The sequence below is a fragment of the Flavobacterium cutihirudinis genome, from assembly GCF_003385895.1.
Lineage (GTDB): Bacteria > Bacteroidota > Bacteroidia > Flavobacteriales > Flavobacteriaceae > Flavobacterium > Flavobacterium cutihirudinis.
Map to the genome: position 1 here is coordinate 732062 of NZ_QRDQ01000009.1, position 23609 is coordinate 755670.

The 23609-nt window shown below is 34.6% G+C and carries 16 protein-coding genes; 8 read left to right on the top strand and 8 right to left on the bottom strand.

What is annotated here, in order from left to right; genetic code table 11:
• Nucleotides 1–459 precede the first annotated feature (459 nt).
• The 7 genes from BD847_RS13975 to BD847_RS14005 all read right to left on the bottom strand — a co-directional run bounded on the left by BD847_RS13975 (nt 460) and on the right by BD847_RS14005 (nt 11125).
• Entirely contained in the window at nt 460–1425 is a 966-nt protein-coding gene (locus BD847_RS13975) for a glycoside hydrolase family 5 protein (RefSeq protein WP_115888875.1), read from the bottom strand.
• Between the two features lie 9 nt (nt 1426–1434).
• Complete coding sequence (locus BD847_RS13980) at nt 1435–2667, bottom strand: glycoside hydrolase family 27 protein (protein WP_115888876.1); 1233 nt, start codon at nt 2665–2667, stop codon at nt 1435–1437.
• A gap of 83 nt (nt 2668–2750) precedes the next feature.
• Nucleotides 2751–4010: a fasciclin domain-containing protein gene (locus BD847_RS13985; RefSeq protein WP_115888877.1), complete on the bottom strand. Its 1260-nt coding sequence runs from the start codon at nt 4008–4010 to the stop codon at nt 2751–2753.
• An 84-nt stretch (nt 4011–4094) separates the two neighbouring features.
• Nucleotides 4095–5168, bottom strand: a complete 1074-nt coding sequence (locus tag BD847_RS13990) for an IPT/TIG domain-containing protein (protein WP_115888878.1) — start codon at nt 5166–5168, stop codon at nt 4095–4097.
• 20 nt (nt 5169–5188) lie between these two features.
• Nucleotides 5189–6751, bottom strand: coding sequence for a RagB/SusD family nutrient uptake outer membrane protein (locus tag BD847_RS13995; protein WP_115888879.1), 1563 nt, complete (start codon nt 6749–6751; stop codon nt 5189–5191).
• Nucleotides 6752–6762: 11 nt separating this feature from the next.
• Nucleotides 6763–9930: a SusC/RagA family TonB-linked outer membrane protein gene (locus BD847_RS14000; protein WP_115888880.1), complete on the bottom strand. Its 3168-nt coding sequence runs from the start codon at nt 9928–9930 to the stop codon at nt 6763–6765.
• Nucleotides 9931–10246: 316 nt separating this feature from the next.
• Entirely contained in the window at nt 10247–11125 is an 879-nt protein-coding gene (locus tag BD847_RS14005) for an AraC family transcriptional regulator (protein WP_115889029.1), read from the bottom strand.
• Between the two features lie 304 nt (nt 11126–11429).
• On the opposite strand from BD847_RS14005, the gene BD847_RS14010 reads away from it, so the two are divergent.
• The 8 genes from BD847_RS14010 to BD847_RS14045 all read left to right on the top strand — a co-directional run bounded on the left by BD847_RS14010 (nt 11430) and on the right by BD847_RS14045 (nt 22185).
• Complete coding sequence (locus BD847_RS14010) at nt 11430–12566, top strand: glycoside hydrolase family 26 protein (protein ID WP_115888881.1); 1137 nt, start codon at nt 11430–11432, stop codon at nt 12564–12566.
• Nucleotides 12567–12601: 35 nt separating this feature from the next.
• Complete coding sequence (locus BD847_RS14015; protein ID WP_115888882.1) at nt 12602–13993, top strand: MFS transporter; 1392 nt, start codon at nt 12602–12604, stop codon at nt 13991–13993.
• Nucleotides 13994–14022: 29 nt separating this feature from the next.
• Complete coding sequence (locus tag BD847_RS14020) at nt 14023–15213, top strand: glycoside hydrolase family 130 protein (RefSeq protein WP_115888883.1); 1191 nt, start codon at nt 14023–14025, stop codon at nt 15211–15213.
• A 6-nt stretch (nt 15214–15219) separates the two neighbouring features.
• Nucleotides 15220–16410, top strand: coding sequence for an AGE family epimerase/isomerase (locus tag BD847_RS14025; protein ID WP_115888884.1), 1191 nt, complete (start codon nt 15220–15222; stop codon nt 16408–16410).
• Nucleotides 16411–16453: 43 nt separating this feature from the next.
• Entirely contained in the window at nt 16454–17014 is a 561-nt protein-coding gene (locus tag BD847_RS14030; protein WP_115888885.1) for a carbohydrate binding domain-containing protein, read from the top strand.
• A gap of 3 nt (nt 17015–17017) precedes the next feature.
• A complete protein-coding gene (locus tag BD847_RS14035; protein ID WP_115888886.1) occupies nt 17018–18745 on the top strand; it encodes an alpha-L-arabinofuranosidase in 1728 nt (575 codons plus the stop codon).
• Between the two features lie 21 nt (nt 18746–18766).
• The gene (locus BD847_RS14040) at nt 18767–20062 is read left to right on the top strand and encodes a glycoside hydrolase 5 family protein (RefSeq protein ID WP_115888887.1); all 1296 of its coding nucleotides are present in this window, start codon (nt 18767–18769) and stop codon (nt 20060–20062) included.
• A gap of 143 nt (nt 20063–20205) precedes the next feature.
• Nucleotides 20206–22185 (top strand): glycoside hydrolase family 97 protein, encoded by a 1980-nt coding sequence (locus BD847_RS14045; protein WP_115888888.1) that lies wholly within the window; start codon nt 20206–20208, stop codon nt 22183–22185.
• Nucleotides 22186–22472: 287 nt separating this feature from the next.
• Here the strand turns inward: BD847_RS14045 and mgrA are convergent, their stop codons facing one another.
• Nucleotides 22473–23429 carry an L-glyceraldehyde 3-phosphate reductase gene (gene mgrA, locus BD847_RS14050; RefSeq protein ID WP_115888889.1) on the bottom strand — a complete coding sequence of 319 codons (957 nt, stop codon included), beginning with the start codon at nt 23427–23429 and terminating at the stop codon, nt 22473–22475.
• Nucleotides 23430–23609: the final 180 nt, after the last annotated feature.

Sequence of the window (23609 nt, forward strand, 5' to 3'; positions counted from 1 at the left end):
CTCTAAAACCTCCTCATTTTCTTTAGCGAATTTATTAACTTTTGCATGAGAAGAACAATCGAAAACCACTTTTTTGATGTTTTAAACGAAGAATTACGGATTACAAAAATTAAACTTCCAATAATCATTATTTGACATTTATTAGGTTTCGTTTTTGAAAAATCAACAAAGCAATTTTACCTCAAACATCTTAAAAAAAGACATTACAAGACAAAATACCACATAAAAATTCTAAAAATTCACCATAAAAACACATAAAATATTTTACACCCCTATAAAAATTAGGGGTGATTTAAAAAACAAATAAAAAACCCATAAAACAAAAACAAACCCATAAGCAACAAGAAAGAATTTTCTTCGCTCGCAAAATTCCTACAAAATAACACTACCATACAAAGTGTTTATAAACAAAAAAACCTGTTCAATAGAACAGGTTTCACACACAAAAAAAACAAACTTTTACTCTTTACTATTATACTTCTTTAAGAACTCACGAACCTTTAAACCAGATTCTTTTAAGTCTTCATCTTTCCATTTACCTTCAGACTTGGCTGTTTTCTTTAGAATAGAACAAGTTTCATCTTTATCAGAAACCGACCAGGTAATCCAGCTTAACTTATTGGCTTCCATCCAGTCAATATATTCTTGCCATGCTTTTACATTTAAAGGTCCGTCTCCTGAAGCTTCCATGCCAGCTGATTCAGATATAAAAACCGGCAGACCACTTTTTATAGCCGCATCTGTTCTATCTCGGAGTTCCTTGCCATGCGTTGCTGCATAAAAATGCATCGTATACATTATATTATTATATCCCACAATAGGCTCGGCAGCAGGCAAATCAATATCCTGATCCCAATGTGGGCATCCTACCAAAATAATATTATTAGGATCATTTTCTCTAATTACTCTGATAATTTCTTCAGAATAGGTTTTAACTTCCCACCACGATTCATAATCCGGTTCGTTAAATACCTCATATATTATATTAGGATACTTTCCGTACTTCTTTGAAATTTCGGCAAAAAAAGCTTTCGCTTCTTTCAAATTCACATTATGACTGTGCCAATCGATAATCACATAAATATCTGATTTTATAGCACCATCAACAACAGCCTCGATTTTTTCTTTTGAAAATTGCGGGTCTTTCAAATACGAATACTCCCCCAATTCTATTCCCATTGCAGCACGAACTACATTACAATTAAAATCCTTCTTTAACCAACTAACTGCTTTTTCATTATAAAATCTTGGCCACATACTGTGCCAGCCAAAACTCATTCCGCGTAAAACAACAGGATCATTATTCTTATCGACTAATTGTGTTCCCTGAACACTTAATTGACCGTGCTTTTTAACAAACTGAGCTCTAGAAACAGAAAAGACAAACAAGAAAGCAATAATAAAAAATATAGTTTTTGATTTCATAAATAAAATTTAAGGAGTTAATCTAAGGGTTATAACATCGTGGGAAGCAAGTTCTGAAACAAAACTCTTTTTTGTCGTTCCAATTTCTTTATTTTTCCACAGATCTTTAATTTTATAATCTGTTTTACTGAAATCGGCTTCAAAGCCAAAATCGGCATCTTTGATTTTATTCTTCTTAAAATCAAAATTAACCTTTTTAGAAACATCACTTCTGTTTAAAAAAGTAATTGCCCAATTTCCATCAGAAAGTGGTTTTACCCAAACTTCCAGTCCATCTTCTGCAGCGTATTTAAAACCCTGAATTCCTAATTTATCCTGATTGACAGCAATTAAATTTTTATTGGTTAAAATAGCCAGTGTCTCTTTTGACATTTTTCTATAATCGTTTCCGGAAAATAATGGAGAAGACAGCATGCACCACATTGCAAAATGCGCTTTGTCTTCAGTATCATTCATCTCATTTCCAACTTCCATCATATCAAAATCATTCCAATGATCTGGTCCGGAATATTTGCGGATATCTTTTCTCATTTCAGCAATTTTCATAAATCCCCATGACGACCAGTTTTCCGGATGTTTGAATTCGCAATCAAAACAAGGATAAATATCGCCGGAAATTCGCCAAAGATTCCCAACAGGCTTTCCCCATTCCCAAGGCTGATTATCGCCCCACTCGCAAAGACTAAATACAATTGGTCTGCCAGCAGTTTTAAGTGCATTACTCATTGTTGTATAAGCTTCAGGTGCTGTTATTCCTTTTGTATTACACCAATCATATTTTAAAAAATCAATTCCTAATTTAGCATAAAAACGAGCATCCTGATATTCATATCCACGTGTTCCCGGATATCCGGCACAAGTTTGAGTTCCTGCACAATTATACAATCCGAATTTCAAGCCTTTGCTATGCACATAATCAATTAATGCTTTCATGCCGTTTGGAAATTTTTTCGGATCAGGTACCAAGTCACCATTTGCGTCACGTTCGTGCGTCATCCATCCGTCATCCAATACAATATAATTATAACCTGCAGCTGCTAAACCCGAAGAAACCATAATATCTGCAGTTTCTTTTACCAGTTTTTCATCAATATTAGTTGCAAAAGTATTCCATGAATTCCAACCCATTGGAGGCGTCATGGCGAGACCTTCATATTTTCCACCGGTTTGATTATGTGTATTTCCCTGACCGAAAGAAAAACTCGAAATACCAAGAAGAAACCCTAAAATTATTTTTTTCATTTTTTTTTATTTATTTAAAAAAAGATATTCCCTAATTTCTCAACTAGGGAATATCTCCAACTAACTCACAACATATTTATCTTTTATAAAAACCCTAAGTCGTCTATATAAAGAACACTACCCGGAGTAATTGTTCCTCCTGAAAATTCCTGAATAAACACACTATCAAATTTTCCTTCAGGTAAAAGCTCAGGATGTAAAGCTGAAATAGGAATTGAAATATTATTCCATTGTCCTGCCACTAATGTAACCGTGGTACCTTTGCTAGAATCTGCAGTATCACTATTAATAGTAACCATAATTTTAGTGCTTTCAGTAGGGAAAATAGACATTTTAACAAATTGATAATCTGCAGCATTTAGAAGTAAATCAGAGTGCATGAAAAGTCCACTCCAAGCTTCTGCAACTTTCTTGATTGCATATGTTCCTCTACTAACCTTTTCGGTGCTTTGCCAAGTGATGTCTCCTCCCCAGCCCCAGCCCCAGCCTTTCAGAGAGTCTTCGTATAATAAATATTTAAGACCTATACCACTTGGAGCAGAAACTCCAAATTCAGTCTCTACAACAATAAGAGCATACGAATCAAAATCAGCCGGAACAGTTACTTTTAGTTCAGTTTTAGATTCTACTGTAAATGCAGCTTCAGTAGATCCGAATTTTACGGTTTTAACTTTTACAAAATTCTGACCTATAATTGTAAGTACATCTCCAGGAGAAGCCAATACTTGCGAAAGGCTTGTAATTACTGGAGCCGGCGGAGTTAACTCAATTACATTATCTAAAACATTAATAAAACCATTTGTTCCATAATAATCTAATCCTGATGCTGGTTTATCAGATCCGTTTACCTTCAAAACACCGTTGGTTACATTAATACCCAATAAATACAAATCAGGGTTTAATGCATTTGCCATAGTAGAATACTCTCCCGTTTCTAAATAATCTGCTTCGACACCTTCAAGCTTAGCAACTCTTTTTTTAACACCTTTAACAACATGACTTAAAACAAGTTGTTTCAAATATTCTACAGGAACCAAATTCACATCCGGATATCCAATATCATTAACATAGCCATTTGCAACCAAATACGCATCAAAAGTTGCGTCACTAGGAACAAAATAAGTATAATCATCCTGTGTATCTAATGTCGATTGAAGACCTGTTAATTCTATTGCTTTTACATACGTGCTTAAATTACTATTTGCTTTAAGCATTCCATATACTGTGTTGTAATTTTGTTGCGCTCCTCCAATATCCTGAATATCATTATCGCAAGAAGAAGCCGCAGCAATCAAAAAGACGCATACTGCAATATGCTTTACTTTATTATATATATTTTTCATAAATTCTCTTTTAGTTTTTAATTATGGATTATGATCAATAAACTCAACATAATGATCGAAATTTATTTTTTAAATCCGTCACAATTATTTTAATACCAATCCAATATCATCAAGTAAGATATTGTTTCCGCCAAAACCTCCAAATTCTTGCCATCCTACTTTACTCAACGTAGTTGGATTACCTAAATCACTAAATGGAATTTCTATATAAGTCCAAGTATCTGTTTTAAATTCTACTACTTTGAAATTATTATCAGCATCGCCATTAACGAAGAATTTTACTTTTCCTGCTTTCTCACCTTTAACAGAAAATCTTACTGCCTTGAATTTATCAGTATCTGTAAAATTCCAGAAAGCTATTGCAATATTCCAACCGTCCCACTCTCCAGATTTCCACTCGATACATTTAGATCCTTGACTTGCATCTTTAGCATACGCAAAGTCAAAACTATTTGTACCATCCCAGAATTCATTCCAGCCCCAGATATTTGTAAAGGCATCATCATAAATTGCACTACCAAACGCCTGACTCGCAACAGTTGTTCCTGAAACATTCGTTATTGATAAATATTTATATTTATAATCATCCGGAACTTTTACTTTTATTTCAGTCAAAGATGCCTCAATAGGCTCAACTACTGTAGTTCCAAAATTCACTACAGGACGTAAAAAATATTCTCCCGTAATGGTAATAATATCGCCAGCGTTAGGGTTAATCGGGAATCCTTTAATATTAGGACTTGGAGGTCTGATAGCTACTTTATAGCTCAAAGTACCAATATTAGTAACAATCTTCATTTCGTCCATTTCGTTGTAGTATGGTGTTTTTTCATCCACTAAAACAACAATAGCATTATCTGTTACGAATGTCGGATTGAAATAAGACTCTAATCCATTGAACGAAATAGATTTTAATGTAGCAAAACCAGAACCTCTGATGATATAGTAATTTCCTGCGTTTATAATATCTGTAGGAACATCCACCTCTCTATCGCCATCAACCAAAGGATCATCAACAACCGATTTACTAATTCCGGTAACTTCAAGCTTTCCAGAAGAATCTGACGAATCATTTGAGCAAGAAGTACTGAACAGCAAAATTGAAATTGAAGCCACTAAATACAACTTCAATAACATTCTATTTTTTATATTTTTCATAGTAATTTACTTTTAAAAAATTATTTAAAACTGTAAGCAACCGGAGCCTCTTTCAATTTTGGATTTTTTCTAACTTCGATGTCTGGTTTTGGATAAGTAAAATCAGCCGGTGTCGGTGTATAATGCATTACTCCTTGAGAATCAAAACCTCTGTCTTGCTGAGAAATAATACTGATCGCTTCCTGACGTGGAAGTCTTCCTAAATCGAACCAATATTCACCTTCGAAAGCAAATTCAACTCTACGCTCATGAAATAAAGCTGTTTTTGTTAAAGGCACATTTGTTCCTAAAACTCCAAGACCTGCTCTACGTCTTACTTTATTAAACGATTCTTTTGCTGCAGCATTAGTAGTTTCTTCAGCTCCGGCCATAGTTGCCTCAGCATGAATTAATAAAAGATCAGCATAACGCATAATATAATTACAGTTGTTCATACCTCCCCATTGATCTGCCGGCCCTGTTTCTCCAGTAGCCTGACCCACAACATATTTCTTAACCGCTGCACCAGTGTTAGCTAATACATCGCCATATTTATCTTTATCCAGCACAAAACCAACTTCTCCTTTAGCTTTCATATTAGGATAAGAATCGCCATAAACCATAAAAGATTCTTTTCTTCTTAAATCGCCAATTTCAAAAGCATCCTGAACATCATTACTCGGAACATAAGTAGCACCGTACGAAGCATTATCATTCAAAATATCCAAACCATATTGAATATTAGAGAAATTTCCTCCACCATAACTATTTATTTCACCAGACCACTGCCAAGAATAAATAGACTCTTCATTGTTATTTTTGCTTGTTAAAAACAAATCTGCAAAATTTGGCATCAAATCAAACTCTCCTGAATTAATCACTTTTTCTGCCATTGCTTTAGACTCAGCATATTTTTTCTCATATAAATACACTTTGGCCAAAAATGCTTCCGCAGAACCTTGAGTAACAAAAACATTCTCTCTACCTGGAGTTCTTGATCTGATTTTTGATTTTAGATTTGCAGCCGCAAATTTCAAATCGTTTTCAATGAATGTATAGATATCCTCAATTCTATTTGTATTTACCAACGGCTCTTTTGCCAAAGTAAAATTATCTTCAATAATAGGCACCGTTCCGTACAAACGAACTAAATAAAAGTAAGCTATCGCTCTAAAGAAATGCGCTTCAGCAACCGTGTTTTTAATTACAGCACGACTCACATCCTGAGTAGCATCTTTTTCGATATTGTTAATCAAATTATTTGATTGCGCTACAATTGCAAAACAAGCTCTCCATGGATCCAATAAAATTGGGCTGTCTGAAGTTAGTTTAAACTGAATCAGCTCTGGACCATCTGCATATGCCAAGCAATTTCCTGATGATAATTCCGCCAATGCGTAGAAATTTTTTGTGTAATAAGGAGCCCACATTGCACCATACATACCATAAGTAGTTCGTGTTACTTGCTCATCAGTATTATAAAACTCGGTACTGCTGTAACTATCTTCAGATGGGCGATCTAAGAAATCTTCGCTGCAGGAAGTAGTTGCCAAACCTAGTGTCGCAAACAAAACTAAGGTCTTTATATTGATATATTTTTTCATAAGAGTAGTAATTAAAATTCTAAATTCAATCCAAAAGTAAAACTGCGATTGGTCGGATAACGTCCTGAATCAATTCCGACTAATAATGGATCTTGATTGTATGCTCCAATCTCTGGATCATAACCTGTGTATTTAGTAAATGTGTAAAGGTTTTGAACACCTAAATAAAATCTTAATTTACTAATACTTGCTTTTGAAATTATGTCCGAAGGCATGTTATAACCTAAAGTTACTTGCTGAATTCTTAAATATGATCCATCTTCTACATAACGATCAGAGATTGCAATATTTGGATGTCCATCGCCACCATCAGGTCTTGGATATTTTGCATCAACATTTTCTGGTGTCCAGAAATCTGCTGCTTCCGCTAATTGATTCTCATACAGACGTTGGTTTTTAGTACCCGCACGTCTTGTTAAATTCATTACTTTATTACCATAAGAACCTTGTAAAAAGACTCCTAAATCAACATTTTTGTATTTAAAAGTATTATTGAAACCATAAGTGAATTTAGGTTGCGGATTACCTATAAAAGTCAAATCCTTATCATCAATTAAACCATCTTTATTTTGGTCAACATACTCAACATCTCCCAATTGACTTTTTACCGCTTTATTTCCTGTAAAAGGAATTGGCGCATTTGCCAATTGTTCATTCGTTCTGATAATACCAACTGCCTCGTATCCGTAAAATTGGCCAACTGGCTGACCAACTACTGTTTTGGTTACTGCCTTATTAGTATAATCATTAAGCATTACGTCTTTTGTTAAATCAAAATTATCTTGCAAGCTTAACAACTCATTTTTATTAGTAGAGAAAATTGCTTTTGAATTCCATGAAAAATCTTTCCCGAATTTATTATTATACTCTAAAGTCATCTCAAAACCTTGGTTTCTTAAGCTTCCTAAATTTACATTTGGCGCTCCTAAACCTCCTTGATAAGTATCGGTTCCTGTAACATAATAAGGCAATGGCAGAACAAATAAGAATCCTTCTGACTCTTTTCTGTACACATCGAATGTTGCCTGAAGTTTTGAATTGAAAAGTGTAAAATCTAAACCAAAGTTGGTCTGTTTAGAAGTTTCCCAAGTTAAACCAGGATTGGCAATATTATTAACCGTAAAGAAATTACCTAATGCCGATTTTATCGCACGAACTGTACTCATATAACCTGCACCACCAATATTTTGGTTTCCGGTTTCACCGTATCCAGCTCTAAATTTGATATTATCGATATATTCCTTGGTTCCTTCCATAAATTTTTCGTTTGAAAGTTTCCAATAACCTGAAACTGAAGGAAAGTAACCCCATTTTTCACCAGGTCCAAAATTAGAACTTCCATCCGCTCTGAATGTTGCCTGTAAACCGTAGCGATTATCATAATCATAGTTAAAAGATCCGAAGAAAGAATACAGCGCAGAACTTCCTTTGTATTCTGAAGCTGTAAGTGTATCAGGATCTCCCAAACTAATTGATTTAATATCATTACTCACTAAACCAGCAACAGATTGCGAACCTCCATTCCAGTGACTATCATTAGCCTCTTGACCAGCTAAAACATTAAAGTGGTGATTGTCTACATCAATCTTATACGTTAAAACATTTTTAATGTTAATTCCGTACCAATTGTTAGATCTTTCTACCAATTCATTGGTTTCTTTAACAGCGGCACCCCAAGTATAAGTAGGTTTAAAACCTTCAAAATTATCCATATTTGTCGATCCGCCTAAATCAAAACGATATTCAAGCCCTTTTGCTAATCTAAAACTAGCATAAAAATTTCCTAAGAAATTCTTTTTAATCAACTTGTTCGTATTCATCAAAGCCGAAGCTACAGGATTAATCCAAACACCTATTGACCCATCAGCTGGTGGTCCGGCATAATTTCCATTAGCATCTCTAACTGCAACATCAGGAGTAGACAAAATAGAAGTACTGATAATACCATTACTTGCTCCATTAATTGTAATATCCTCATTTGTTACACCTGCCGCGATAGAAACCCCAACAGTCAACCAATCTTTTATCTTGGTGTCTACGTTTGTTTTAAAGTTATATCTTTTAAAACCAGAACCAATAACAATTCCTTCCTGATTTACATAACCTCCTGAAATATAATAACTAGTACCTTCTTTTGCCCCTGAAAACGAAACCTGATGATTACTCATCACAGCTGTTTTATAAATTTCATCCTGCCAATTTGTTCCTTTACCAAGAACAGACGGAACAGCAAACTCATCTCTCGGAGCTACGCCATAAACAGCTGCCAAAGCATTTTGTTGTGTAGCATATTGACTTAAAGTCATGGTATCCAACAAATGAGTTACGTTTTGAACGGAGAAATAAGAATCATACGTAATTTTTCCTGTACCTTTTTTTCCTCTTTTTGTTGTAATAATTACAACTCCATTCGACGCTCTGGAACCATAGATTGCAGTTGCGGACGCATCTTTCAAAATATCTAAAGTTTCGATATCATTAGGATTTAAAAATGCAATTGGACTCGAAGTTACGTTTCCTGTATTTGCCCCCAAATAACCTGTAACAATTGAACCTCCTGTATTTGTACTTGTAGCGTCTCCAGAAATTGGAATACCATCTACAATATATAATGGTTCATTTGTTCCTGATATAGAAGTCGTTCCACGAATTTTAACCGACACACTACCTCCAGGTTGTCCTGAATTATTTGTAACTGAAACCCCGGCAGCACGCCCTTGCAGTAACTGATCTACTGATACTTGCGGAGAATCGGCAATGTCTTTGGAGGTAACCGTAGAAATAGCTCCCATTACATCCTTTTTCTTAACACTACGATATCCGACATTTACTAAAACTTCTCGTAAATCTTCGGCACTTAATTTTAAGACTACATTCGTGATTCCTCCATTTTTCACATTAATTGTCTGAGTAACGTAACCAATAAATGAAACAGAAATTGTAGAATTTGCAGGCGCTTCAATAGAATATTTTCCATCAAAATCTGTCGAAGCTGTCTTTTTTGTTCCCGTGATCAATATATTGGCACCAGGTATACCTAATCCCTTTTCATCAGATACTGTTCCGGAAACTTTTACCTGAGCCGTAATAAAATTACTAGTCAGCAACAAAAATAATATCAAAGGAGCAGCTCTGTGGTTAGCCTTCCAATGAATGAAATTAGTCATTAGTTTTTTCATAATAATGTTTGGTTAGTTTAAATTAGTTTATTGTCAATTCAAGTCTTTCAGTTAGGGATCCTTAGTAGTACTTAAATTATTTAACAAATCTATAACAGAGAGCATTATCAAATCGATAATATTATATCAATTAATGATAATATTTTTACCATACGGAGATAAAAAAACACATATGAAAATAAAACAATTAATTTTTTGAATTATTCGTAATGAGAATATTCAAAAACGGTGGTCAGCTTACATTAAAATTAACAAATTCAATAAAAAGCAAACGATTTCGTTAAAAATAATATTTATAGATGATAAAAAAGTATCACTACAAAATACGCTTTAACCCAGAAAATTCTTCTCTATATTGGCTTGGCGTACAATTTTTAGTAGCTTTAAAACTACGATTAAAATTGGCAATATTATTAAAACCCGATTTAAAAGCCACTTCAGAAACACTCATATCTTTCTCAACCAGCCAGCGTGCAGCATAACCAATTCGGATATCATTAATATAATTGACAAAAGTTTTTCCGGTTCGTTTTTTAATAAATCGGTTAAAAGAAATAATAGACATACTAGCTACGTTTGCCGCATCTTCTAAAGTAATTTTATCAGCAAAGTTTTTTTGAACATATTCATAAACCAATTTCATTTTATCATAATCATCAAACGTGTCATAATCTACTGTATAAGTAGAAAGCAAACGCTGATTTCTCGAATTGGCCAAATCATATAATAAAGAAGTAATTTCCAAAAAATAATCCATACCGTCTAATTTAGAAAGTCTTACAAGTCTTGGCGTTAATTCTTCGGCAGTTTTTTTTGAAAAAAGAATACCATGAATTGATCGATTAAACATATCCCGAATCGGATTCATGATACGTCTGGACAATAAAGACTCATGAAATAAATCATTATGAAACTGAATCGTTATTTCATGAATTTTTTTACTCGTACATTTATTTAATTCCCAACCGTGATATAAATTCGGACCAATTAAGACCAATTCCACATTATCGATTTCCTCAATATTATCCCCAACAACCCGCTTTACTCCTTTCCCATTTAAAATAAAATTAATCTCAAACTCAGGATGATAATGAACCGGAAAATCAAAACTGTCTTTAACACGATCAAAAACCAAAAAACTATCACCAGCTGCAAGCGGTGCAATTTCTCTGTAAAAATTTTTAGCTGTACTCATCTTTAAAACTATTTTCGGGAAAGAATAATTATTTTTTTTGACTGCAATAATATGATATATAATTGATAAAATAATATTAATTACAGTATAATCATCCAATTATCTTTGAAAAATAGAATTATCGTTTTTTCAAAAACTATATTAATAATAAACATTAATCATTTTTAATGTAAATTCTTTTTAGAGTTTTAATAATTTTAAGCTGAAAACAGTATATAATTTTCGACACGAAAATCAAAACACTAAACAACCAGCAAAATATCGCAGCTTTGCACGCAGCAAACTGAAAAACAACACATCAGCAATGAAAAAAAACATAATAACCCTTTTATTATCTGTATTTATAGGAAGTTCTTGCTCTGCCGGGAACAATAATCCTTATACTAATTTGTCACTTTCAGATAAAAAAGCAACACCCGAAACTGTTTCTCTTTACAAAAAACTGAATCAATTAACCCAAAAAGGATTTCTTTTTGGACATCAGGATGACCTTGCTTACGGCGTAAACTGGAAATACGAAAACGGAAGAAGCGATATAAAAGATGTTACAGGAGATTATCCCGCAGTTTACGGTTGGGATATTGCTGGTTTAGAAAAAGACAATCCCAATAATATAGATGGCGTTCCTTTTGATAAAATGAAAAAGTACATTCAGGAAGCTAATGAAAGAGGCGGAATTTCGACAATAAGCTGGCACTTTGATAATCCTGCAACCGGAAAAGATGCGTGGGATCATACGCCAAATTCATTAAAAACAATTTTACCAGGCGGCGAAAATCATCAAAAATTCACTTCATGGCTGGACAAAGCAGCAAACTTCTTTCTTTCCTTAAAAGATAAAAAAGGAAAACAAATTCCAGTTTTGTTCAGACCTTATCACGAACTTACCGGAGGTTGGTTTTGGTGGGGAAAAGGAAATTGTACTCCTGAAGAATTCAAAATGGCATGGAAATTCACTTTCGAATATTTACAAAAAAAAGGAGTTCATAATTTGATTTATGTCTACAATACAAGTAGTTTCAGCTCAAAAGAAGATTTTCTGGCAAATTATCCTGGCGATGATTTTGCAGATATTATAAGTTTCGATTCGTATCAAAATAATGATGATAAAGACGGTCAAAAGTTTGTTGCCGAAGTTCAGAAACAACTAAAAATTATTAACGAAATTGGTCTCCAAAAACACAAATTAATTGCGATTGCCGAAGCCGGTTACGAAGCAATTCCGGATCCAAAATGGTGGACAGGAACTCTAAACAAAGCAATTGGCGATTACAAAATATCTTATGTTTTATTATGGAGAAACCACGGCTGGCAGGAAAAAGAACAAAAAATGCATTATTATGCACCGTTTTCCGGGCAAGTCAGCGAAAAAGATTTTGTAGATTTCTATAATCTTGACAAAACACTGTTTGAAAAAGACATTCAAAAAGCCTTAAAATAATAACCAAATCTAAATTACAACCAAAAAAATACCACATGCACGACAAAATTAATTTAAAAGAAAAAATAGGTTACGGTCTGGGAGATGCAGCATCATCAATGTTCTGGAAAATTTTCAGTATGTATCTTCTCTTTTTCTATACCGATGTTTTCGGATTAGCCCCTGCTGTCGTAGGAACTATGTTTTTAATTACCAGAATCTGGGATTCGTGTTTTGATCCTATCGTGGGAATCATTGCAGACAGAACAAAAACAAAGTGGGGCAAATTCAGACCTTATTTATTATGGGGTGCCGTGCCTTTTGCTGTAATTGGAGTTTTGACTTTTTACACGCCGGATTTTGACGAAAAAGGAAAAATCATTTACGCATATGTGACTTATTCCTTAATGATGATGATATATTCGTTAATTAACGTACCATATGCTTCGCTTTTGGGCGTAATGTCTTCTGACAGAAAAGAAAGAACAACTTTGTCTTCTTATAGAATGGTTTTTGCTTTTGGAGGAAGCCTTTTGGCACTTTGGCTAATTGAACCGTTGGTAAATTACTTCGGCGGAAGCCTTAATTCTAAAACGGGCTGGTTGGCAACAATTGCTGTTTTTGGAGTAATCACAACGGCTTTTTTCTGGGGTTGTTTTTTCTTTACAAAAGAAAGAGTGAAACCAATTGAAAACGAAGAATCAAATCTAAAAGAAGATTTAAAAGATTTATGGAAAAACAAACCGTGGTGGATTTTATTGGGTGCCGGAATTGGAACTTTAGTTTTTAACTCTATCAGAGACGGCGCTGCGGTTTATTATTTTAAATATTACGTAAGCAGTAATGTGAACTTCGATTTTTCTCTTTTCGGAACTGATTTTCACATGGCACCAACTTCTATTTATTTAGTTTTAGGTCAAGCCGCAAACATCATCGGAGTTATTCTTGCAACACCAATTGCAAACAAAATTGGTAAGAAAAAAACTTTTTTTGGTGCAATGGCTATAGCTTCCATTTTGAGTTTAATCTTTTATTTCTTCGGAAAAGAAGATGTTTTCCTAATCATGACTTTCCAAATTCTAATAAGCATTTGTGCAGGCTGTATTTTCCCATTAATCTGGTCCATGTATGCTGACAGTGCCGATTATTCAGAATGGAAACAAGGACGTCGCGCAACAGGATTGGTTTTTTCAGCTTCTTCTATGTCACAAAAATTTGGATGGACAATTGGCGGAGCCGGAGCCGGATGGCTTTTGGGTTATTACGGATTTCAGGCCAATGTTGAGCAAACCGAAACAGCACAACACGGAATTCAATTAATGTTAAGCATACTTCCTGCAATAGCAGCAGCAATATCAGTCGCTTTTATTTTATTCTATCCTTTATCTGAAGAAAAACTGCAAACGATAGAACAAGATTTAAACGAAAAAAGGGATCAGAAAATTTAAAAAAACAAATTAAGTTACAGAAAAAATATATGACAACAATAACCTCTTCAGCTGTTTTTCACGATCGAAAAGCAGCATTAGAAAAAGAACATAAAACGCTAATCGAGAAAAAAAATGCGCCGGAGGAAAATGCAGGAAACGGAATTTATCAGCGTTATAAAAACCCTGTTGTTACTGCAGCTCATGTGCCATTAAACTGGCGTTTTGACTTGAATGAAAAAACAAATCCGTTTTTGCAGGAAAGAATTGGAATGAACGCTGCTTTTAACGCGGGCGCTATGAAATGGAACGGTAAATATCTTTTGGCTGTTCGCGTAGAAGGAATTGACAGAAAGTCTTTTTTCGCTATTGCGGAAAGTCCAAATGGTATCGATAATTTTAAGTTTTGGGAGAAACCATGCGTAATTCCACAAACCGAAGAACCTGATACAAACGTTTATGATATGCGTTTGATCAATCATGAAGATGGCTGGGTTTACGGTATTTTTTGTACCGAAAGAAAAGATCCAAAAGCGCCAAAAGGTGATACAAGTTCGGCTGTAGCCAATGCCGGAATCGTGCGTTCTAAGGATTTAATAAACTGGGAAAGACTTCCTGATTTAATTTCGAACACTGGCCAACAACGAAATGTTGTTTTGCATCCTGAATTTGTAAACGGAAAGTATGCTTTATACACACGTCCGCAAGATGGTTTTATTGATGTTGGTGCCGGCGGCGGAATTGGTTTAGGTTATGTTGAAGACATGAAAAATCCTGTTGTAAAAGAGGAGAAAATCATTTTCAGCAAACAGTATCATACCATTTACGAATTAAAAAATGGTCTTGGCCCTGCTCCTATCAAAACTGAAAAAGGTTGGTTGCACCTTGCGCATGGCGTTCGTAATACTGCCGCAGGTTTACGTTATACGTTATATATGTTCATGACCGATTTGAATGATATTACGAAAGTAACTCACGTTCCTGCCGGACATTTTATGGGACCTGAAGGAATTGAAAGAGTCGGCGATGTATCGAACGTATTATTTTCAAATGGTTGGATTGAAGACACTGACGGAACGGTTTACATTTACTACGCATCATCAGATACAAGAATGCATGTTGCGGTTTCATCTGTCGCAAAATTAATTGATTACGTGACGAATACACCTGAAGATACTTTTATTTCTGCGGGGTCAGTGAAAACCATCATTAGTCAAATTGAAAAAAATAACGCAATATAATTCATCGTGTCAGCAAAACTAAAGCAATTAAAATCTGAACTTTCAGCTGAACTTGATGCTATTTTAAAGTATTGGTCAAAACATACGCTCGATAATCAAAATGGAGGGTTTATTGGTCAAATTGATTTTAATGAGCAAATCATCGCTAATTCTGAAAAAGGTGCCGTTTTAAATGCCCGAATCTTATGGTCATTCTCTGCAAGTTATCAAATAACTAAAAATGAAGAACATAAAGAATTAGCTAAAAGAGCTTTTGAGTTTCTTTCAAAATATTTTTATGATACTGAATTTGGCGGTTTATTTTGGAGTATTAACATCGATAAAACTTCAAAAGATACCAAAAATCAAATTTACGCTTTAGCTTTTGCGATTTATGGATTATCTGAATATTATGCTATTTCTAAAGACGAAAAAGCTTTAGAAATAGCCTTCAATTTATATTTAAAAATTCAGGAAAATAGTTTTGATCCTGAAAACAAAGGCTATTTTGAAGCTTTTACACGCGATTGGCAGCCTATTGAAGATTTACGCTTAAGCGAAAAGGACGCCAACGAAAAAAAGACAATGAATACACATTTGCATATTGTCGAGGCTTATGCGAATTTGTTTAAAGTCTGGAAAGATAAAACGCTTCAAAAAGATATCATTGAATTACTGAAAACAATAAACGAGCATTTCATAAATACTGAAACAGGACATTTACGTTTGTTTTTTGATGAAAACTGGATCGAAAAACCGGATGTTATATCCTACGGACATGATATTGAAGCAGCCTGGTTATTGTTACAATGTGCTGAAATTTCAGAAGATAAAAATCTGATTGAAATCTATAAAAAACATGCCATTCAGATGGCCGAAGTAACTCAGGAAGGCCTTGATACAGATGGCGGTTTATGGTACGAATTAGATCCAAAAAACAATGAATTAATTGCCGAAAAGCATTGGTGGGTTCAGGCCGAAGCTATGATTGGTTTTTACAATGCTTATCAGTTAACAGGCGATGAAAAGTTTTTAGATCTCGTTTTAAACAACTGGAACTTTACCAAAAAACACATTCTGGACAAACAAAACGGAGAATGGTTCTGGGGAGTTTACAAGGATTATTCACTAATCGAAAAAGACAAAGCGGGTTTCTGGAAATGCCCGTATCATAACAGCCGCGCTTGTTTAGAACTTATTCAGCGAATTCCCGATTAAAACTTCCTTCTTCATCACTTATTATTGAATTAAAATATTGATTATGAAAACATTCTTCCTTTTTTGCTCGCTATTTCTAATTACAATAACAAATGCTCAAACCAATTTAGTCAAAAACGGTGGCTTTGAAAGTGATTTAATCAATTGGCGTGGAGAAGAAAATGCCAGTATTTCTCCTTATGATAAAAAAACAGGAAAAAACAGCGCCATGATCAACCAGTTTGTTGGTAACGAATGGAAAGCTTTGGACCAAACTTTTTCAGTGCCAAAAAAAACTTTTGCATTAGAAGTTAGTGTCTGGATAAAGTCAAATGCTATTGAAACCCAGAAAGAGGAATATAAGAACGGAGCTGTAATTGTTGAATTTACAAATTCAGCAGATAAACAAATTACTTCCGAAAGAATTGGTCAAGCGGTAGGTTCCACAAATTGGACACAATTTAAAAAGACCATAAAAATACCCGCTGAAGCAAAGAATGTAAGAATCATGCTAGCGTTGGCACAAACCAACGGAACCGTATTTTTTGATGATGTAAAAGCCATTGCACTTTCAGAAGAAGAGTATCTCAAACAAAATCCGACAACTGTAACTTCTGAAAATTAAGACATGAAAAAAATATTTCTAATACTGTTCACTATTTCTTTGGGGCAACTCTCATCGTGTACTAAACAAGACGATCCGACACCAACTCCCACGCCAACACCCGAAGATCCAGTTGTAAAACCACAAGTTGATCCATTAGTAGAAAATACAATTGGCTTTTTTCTGGACAACTGGACGGCTAAAAATTTTACTTCTCCAACAGATTTTACTCAAGCTACAATTCCAACAACTACAGCGTCAACTATTACTGTTGATTATGCCAAAGTAATCACGAAAATTCCAAGCGCTATTTATGGTAACAATGCCAATTTATGGTCCGGAAAAATGATTAACAATCCAACTCTTGTTACCGACATTAAAAATCTAAAGCCAAATATTATTAGATTTCCTGGCGGAAGTATTAGTGATATTTATTTCTGGAACACTGACAAAATTCCTTCAACAGCGCCATCGAAATTGGTAAAAGCTGATGGAACAACTGAAGATTCCGGTTTTTGGTTTGGTAAAAATGATGCGGACTGGACCATTTCTTTAGATAATTATTACCAGCTTTTGCAACAAACCAACAGTAAAGGAATTATTACCATAAACTACGGATATGCCCGATATGGAACTGGTGCAAATCCTGTTGAAGATGCTGCAAAATTAGCCGCAGACTGGGTAACGTATGATAATGGCAGAACACAATATTGGGAAATTGGCAACGAAGTTTTTGCAGATTGGGAAGCAAGTTACAGAATCAATACTGCAAACAATAAAGATGGTCAGCCAGAGCTTTTAAACGGACAATTGTATGCACAGCATTTTAAAATAATTGCCGAAGCCATGCGCAAAGCTGCGACTGCTGTCGGAAATTCAAATATAAAAATTGGCGCTATAATGGTTGAAACAACTCCCGCCAGTTATTTGCCGGATTGCCATAAAACATGGAATGATAAATTGCTGAAAAATATTGATGGAAAAGCAGATTATTATGTAATTCATAATTATTACACCAATTACAATACAAATGCTCCAGCTTCCGAAATTCTGGAAACTCCTAAAAAAGTAACAGCAGATATGATGAGCTTTTGCAAAAATGCTTTAACCACAACTGGCAACGAGATAAAACCATTTGCTTTAGACGAATGGAATATTTTTTCGACCGGAAGTAAACAACAAGTTTCTCATATAAACGGAATGCACGCCACATTACTTTTAGGTGAAGTTTTAAAAAATAAAATTGGTCTTGCTGCACGTTGGGATCTTGCAAACGCTTGGGCAAATGGTGATGATCACGGAACTTTCAGTAATGGAGACGAACCTAATATTCCAAAAGGCAATCCGCGTCCGGCTTTTTATCATATGTATTATTTTCAAAAATATATGGGAGACCGTTTAATTGACGCAACAAAAGATTCTAATGGAAATTATGAAGTTTATGCTTCTTCATTTTCTGACGGAAAAGTGGGCTTAACTTTTGTAAACAAAGCGACAACTTCAATCAATATCAAAATAAATCTGAAAAATTTCCTTACCGGAAAAAAAATGTACTGGTACACTTTGACTGGCGATATAGACAATGGTGAATTTTCCAGAAAAGTAATTATTAATGGAACCGGACCAACTTTAACCGCTGGCGGACCAAGTAATTATGCCACTTTAAAACCTTATGCAGCCGAAACAGCAAATGGTACAAATATTACATTACCGGCTCGTTCTTCAGTATTTGCTGTAATCGAAAAAAAATAAAATCACCATCTTTATATTATCATGAAAAATTCTATTACAAAATTAGTACTAACAGCAATTTGTGTAGTCAGCCTAAGTTGCGAAGCACAGAAACAACAGCCACGAATTACCATTAAAGGAACACAGTTTTATAAAGGCGATAAACCATATGCTTATATTGGAACTAATTATTGGTACGGAAGTTTACTGGCGTCAAAAAAAGTAGGCGATCGAAAAAGATTACTGAGAGAACTTGATTTCATGCAGAAAAATGGGATTGACAATCTTAGAATTTTAGTTGGTGGTGATGGTGGAAAATATGACTTCACTGTTCGTCCTGCATTGCAATACGAACAAGGAAAATACGATGAAGATTTATTAGATGGATTGGATTTCTTAATCAACGAAATGAGCAAACGTAAAATGTATGCCGTTTTATATTTAACCAATAACTGGGAATGGTCCGGCGGAATGTCGCAATATTTAGAATGGAATGGCAAAGGAGCGATTCCGGTTCCGAATATCCCACCAAATACATGGCCACAATTTATGTCGTATACGGAACAATTTCACGGTTGCGAGCCTTGTATGGAAGCTTTAAACAATCATGTGAAATTTATTCTTGGCAGAACAAATGCCTATTCTAAAAAGAAATATACTGAAGACAATACTATTATGGCTTGGCAGGTTGGAAATGAACCTAGACTTTTTACAGTCGAAAACGAAGCGAAATTCACGAAATGGCTGAATAATATTGTGGATTTGATTGACAGTTTAGACAAAAATCATTTGGTTTCGACAGGTTCTGAAGGAAAAAACAGCTCAAACGACAGCATGGAAATCTTCGAAAGAACACACCAAAATCCAAATATTGATTATTTGACGATGCACATCTGGCCAAAAAACTGGAACTGGTTTAAAGCCGATAATGCCGAAGCTACAATGCCAAAAACAATCGAAAATGCCGGGAAATATATTGACGATCATATTAAAGTGGCGAACAATTTAAAAAGACCAATTATTATTGAAGAGTTTGGACTTGCTAGAGAACATGAAAATTTAAATGCCGGAGCGCCTTCTGTTTATCGTGATCAATTTTATAATTATATTTTTGGAAGAGTTGCAGAAAGTCATAAAAATGGTGGACCGTTGCAAGCGGCCAATTTCTGGGGCTACGGTGGCGAAGGAAAAGCAGTAAATGAAACAGGAAAATGGAATCCCGGAGAACCTTTGACAACAGATCCTCCACAGGAACCACAAGGCTTAAATTCTGTTTTTAATGGCGACAAATCAACATTAGAAATTGTAAAAAAATACAATCTTAAACTGAAGAAATAAAAATAGAAATCATCCCTATTTTCCGTAGAGACGCACTGCAGTGCGTCTTATGCGTAAAGAATATCCCTCATAAAAATTGAATGTAGACGCACTGCAGTGCGTCTCTACGGAATATCAAAATCAAAATTTGATAAAAAAACAATATGAAAAATACATTTATTCTTTTTTGTTTCTTGCTCGTAAACTTTTCTTTTGCCCAAAAGAAGCAAGATTTTATTATTCTTTCTCCTAATGGAAAAATCGAAGTAAAAATTGCTGTAAATGATAAAATCTCTTGGTCTATTTCACATGAAAAAGATTTGATTTTGGCTCCGTCTGAAATGTCTTTGACTTTAGATCAAAATGAGATTTTAGGCAAAAATGCTGTTGTTTTAAATTCGAAAAAAGAAACGATAAATACTTCTTTTGAAACGCCTTTATACAAAAAGAAATCAGTTCAGAACAATTACAATCAATTGACTTTAAACTTCAAAAATGATTTCAGTATCGAATATCGTGTTTTTGATGATGGCGCAGCCTATCGATTTGTTACAAAAAAGAAAAAAGATATTACAATCAAGAGCGAAGAAGTAGTTTTAAATTTCGATAAAGATTATAACACTTTAATGCCATATGTTCGTGATTTAAGAAATCCGAAAGATCAATTTATTTCTTCTTTTGAATCTCATTATGAAAACAAAAAAATAAGTGAGTTTGCTAAAGATACTTTGGCTTTTCTTCCCTTCTTAATTGATTATAAAAACCATAAAAAAGCCATTTTTCTAGAAGCCAATCTTGAAGATTATCCGGGGTTATTTGTGACCAATAATCAAAACAAAACAGGTTTTGAATCTCGTTTTTCTAAATATCCAACTCAAGAAACCAACGGCGGATTCAATTACCTCAACAAATTAATTACAGAAAGAGCATATTATTTGGTTAAAACCAAAGGAACCAGAACTTTTCCGTGGCGAGCAATTGTTATTTCTGAAAATGATTCGGCTTTAGCCAATAATGATATGGTTCAGAAATTAGCTGATCCGTCAAAAATAAAAGACATTTCGTGGATAAAACCAGGAAAAGTAGCTTGGGATTGGTGGAACGACTGGAATATTTATAATGTCGATTTCAAAGCCGGAATTAATACACAGACTTATAAATATTATATTGATTTTGCTTCTAAAAATAAAGTCGAATATGTGGTTTTGGATGAAGGCTGGAGCGTTGAAACTGATATTATGAAACACAATCCAAATGTAGATTTGGAAGCTTTAATCGCTTACGCTAAAGAAAGAAACGTCGGTATTATTTTGTGGGCTTCGTGGATGGCAATACATGATAAAACAGAAGTCGTTTTTGACAATTATGCAAAATTGGGCGTAAAAGGTTTTAAAGTTGATTTTATAGATCGAGACGATGCCAAAATGGTGAATTCCGTTTATGACATTGCTCAAAAAGCAGCTAACCATAAATTGATTATTGATTTTCATGGTATGTACAAACCAACCGGAATTCAGAGAACTTTTCCTAATATTTTAAATTTTGAAGGTGTAAAAGGTTTAGAAAACAATAAATGGACGCCAAACGACGATGTTCCTCTTTACGACACAACAATTCCGTTTATCAGAATGATGGCAGGTCCAATGGATTATACGCCTGGAGCAATGCGAAATGCAACTAAAAGCGAATTCAAACCAAGTCATTCTACTCCAATGAGTCAGGGAACAAGATGTCATCAATTGGCATTGTACACCATTTTCGAAGCGCCTTTGCAAATGATGGCCGACAGTCCAACCGCTTTTATGGCAGCACAGGAAAGCACTGATTTTATTGCTAAAATTCCAACCGTTTTTGATGAAACGGTTGCTCTTGATAGTGAAGTAGGAAAGTTTGTTACAATTGCCAGAAAAAAAGCTAATACATGGTATTTAGGCGCAATAACAAATTGGGATTCCAGAGAGATTACAATTGATTTTTCGTTCCTTGAAAAAGGCAAAAAATTCCAAGCCGAAATTTTCTCAGACGGTCTTAACGCAGACAAAGCCGCAACAGATTATAAAAAAGAAATGATTACCGTTGATTCGACAACAAAATTGACATATCGTTTAGCAAATGGCGGCGGATTAGCGATGATTATAAAATAGATTTCTATTATAATTTAAACTAAACTGGACTGAAGTCCAGCTCTACAATATAATTTGTTCCTTCGGAACGCAAAAGAGCCTTTGGCTCGATTCATATTGTAGGGCTGGACTTCAGTCCAGTTTACATGTTGGTTTTATAGAAAACACAAAACCCGACAGGTTTTATCCCGAGGCTTCGGGACTGTCGGGTTTAATATTCATGATGGTAACGAGACGTAGACGCACTGCCGTGCGCCTCTACGATTATGCGCTTTCACAATTCACGATCCAAAATTATCAATTATTAATTAAGATAAAATCTTCTCAATCGCATTCAATTCGTCTTGCGAAAAATCAGTATTTTGAAGACAATCAATATTATTACACAATTGTTTTACAGAACTCGCGCCAATTAAAACCGATGTAATTCGTTTGTCTTTTTGCAGCCAAGCCAAAGCCATTTGAGCCAAAGACTGGTTTCTATTCTGAGCTATTTCATTCAGCTGAATTAATTTCTGAATGCGTTCCTGCGTCACTTCATCTTCTTTCAAATGACCGTTCGGATTATGCGCTCTAGAATTTTCTGGAATTCCGTTTAAATATTTATCCGTCAAAAGTCCTTGTGCCAAAGGCGAAAAAGCAATGCAGCCAACTCCTTTTTCTTCTAAAACATCTAAAAGTCCATTTTCGACCCAGCGTTCCAACATCGAATATTTAGCCTGATGAATCAAACAAGGTGTTCCCAATTGTTTCAAAACATCAACTGCAACTCTGGTTTGTTCTGCCGAATAATTGCTAATTCCAACATACAAAGCTTTTCCGCTTCTCACAGCGTGATCCAAAGCCATCATAGTTTCCTCAATTGGTGTTTCAGGATCTGGACGGTGCGAATAAAAGATATCGACATAATCGACTTTCATTCTCTTTAAACTCTGATCTAAACTTGACAATAAATATTTTCTAGAACCCCAGTCGCCATAAGGACCATCCCACATAGTGTAACCAGCCTTAGTCGAAATTATAATCTCATCGCGCAAATTTCCTTGAAAATTATGCCAAAGAATTTTACCAAAATTAGTTTCAGCAGAACCTGGAATCGGCCCGTAATTATTAGCTAAATCGTAATGAGTTATTCCTTTATCAAAAGCTTCTACCGCAATACTTTCAGCATTATCAAAATTATCTACTGATCCGAAGTTATGCCATAATCCTAAAGAAATTTCTGGAAGCAGCAAACCGCTTTTCCCACATCTGTTATATTTCATTGTTTTAATTTAAAAAGTTGGAGTTTTAATAGGTTTTAAAGGTAGAAAAAAATACTAAGTTTTGCCACGAAGGCACTAAGACACAAAGCTTTTTTTTAATAAGATTCAATAGCGTCCAGCTTTAACTGGATGAAAACATAAACGCAATCAAAAAAGGCTTTAGCCAAACTTGTAAGTTTG

Bases quoted from the DNA above. Each gene is read 5' to 3' on its own strand.
- BD847_RS13975 (WP_115888875.1), bottom strand. From the start codon at position 1,425: ATGAAATCAAAAACTATATTTTTTATTATTGCTTTCTTGTTTGTCTTT.
- BD847_RS13980 (WP_115888876.1), bottom strand. From the start codon at position 2,667: ATGAAAAAAATAATTTTAGGGTTTCTTCTTGGTATTTCGAGTTTTTCT.
- BD847_RS13985 (WP_115888877.1), bottom strand. From the start codon at position 4,010: ATGAAAAATATATATAATAAAGTAAAGCATATTGCAGTATGCGTCTTT.
- BD847_RS13990 (WP_115888878.1), bottom strand. From the start codon at position 5,168: ATGAAAAATATAAAAAATAGAATGTTATTGAAGTTGTATTTAGTGGCT.
- BD847_RS13995 (WP_115888879.1), bottom strand. From the start codon at position 6,751: ATGAAAAAATATATCAATATAAAGACCTTAGTTTTGTTTGCGACACTA.
- BD847_RS14000 (WP_115888880.1), bottom strand. From the start codon at position 9,930: ATGAAAAAACTAATGACTAATTTCATTCATTGGAAGGCTAACCACAGA.
- BD847_RS14005 (WP_115889029.1), bottom strand. From the start codon at position 11,125: ATGAGTACAGCTAAAAATTTTTACAGAGAAATTGCACCGCTTGCAGCT.
- BD847_RS14010 (WP_115888881.1), top strand. From the start codon at position 11,430: ATGAAAAAAAACATAATAACCCTTTTATTATCTGTATTTATAGGAAGT.
- BD847_RS14015 (WP_115888882.1), top strand. From the start codon at position 12,602: ATGCACGACAAAATTAATTTAAAAGAAAAAATAGGTTACGGTCTGGGA.
- BD847_RS14020 (WP_115888883.1), top strand. From the start codon at position 14,023: ATGACAACAATAACCTCTTCAGCTGTTTTTCACGATCGAAAAGCAGCA.
- BD847_RS14030 (WP_115888885.1), top strand. From the start codon at position 16,454: ATGAAAACATTCTTCCTTTTTTGCTCGCTATTTCTAATTACAATAACA.
- BD847_RS14035 (WP_115888886.1), top strand. From the start codon at position 17,018: ATGAAAAAAATATTTCTAATACTGTTCACTATTTCTTTGGGGCAACTC.
- BD847_RS14040 (WP_115888887.1), top strand. From the start codon at position 18,767: ATGAAAAATTCTATTACAAAATTAGTACTAACAGCAATTTGTGTAGTC.
- BD847_RS14045 (WP_115888888.1), top strand. From the start codon at position 20,206: ATGAAAAATACATTTATTCTTTTTTGTTTCTTGCTCGTAAACTTTTCT.
- mgrA (WP_115888889.1), bottom strand. From the start codon at position 23,429: ATGAAATATAACAGATGTGGGAAAAGCGGTTTGCTGCTTCCAGAAATT.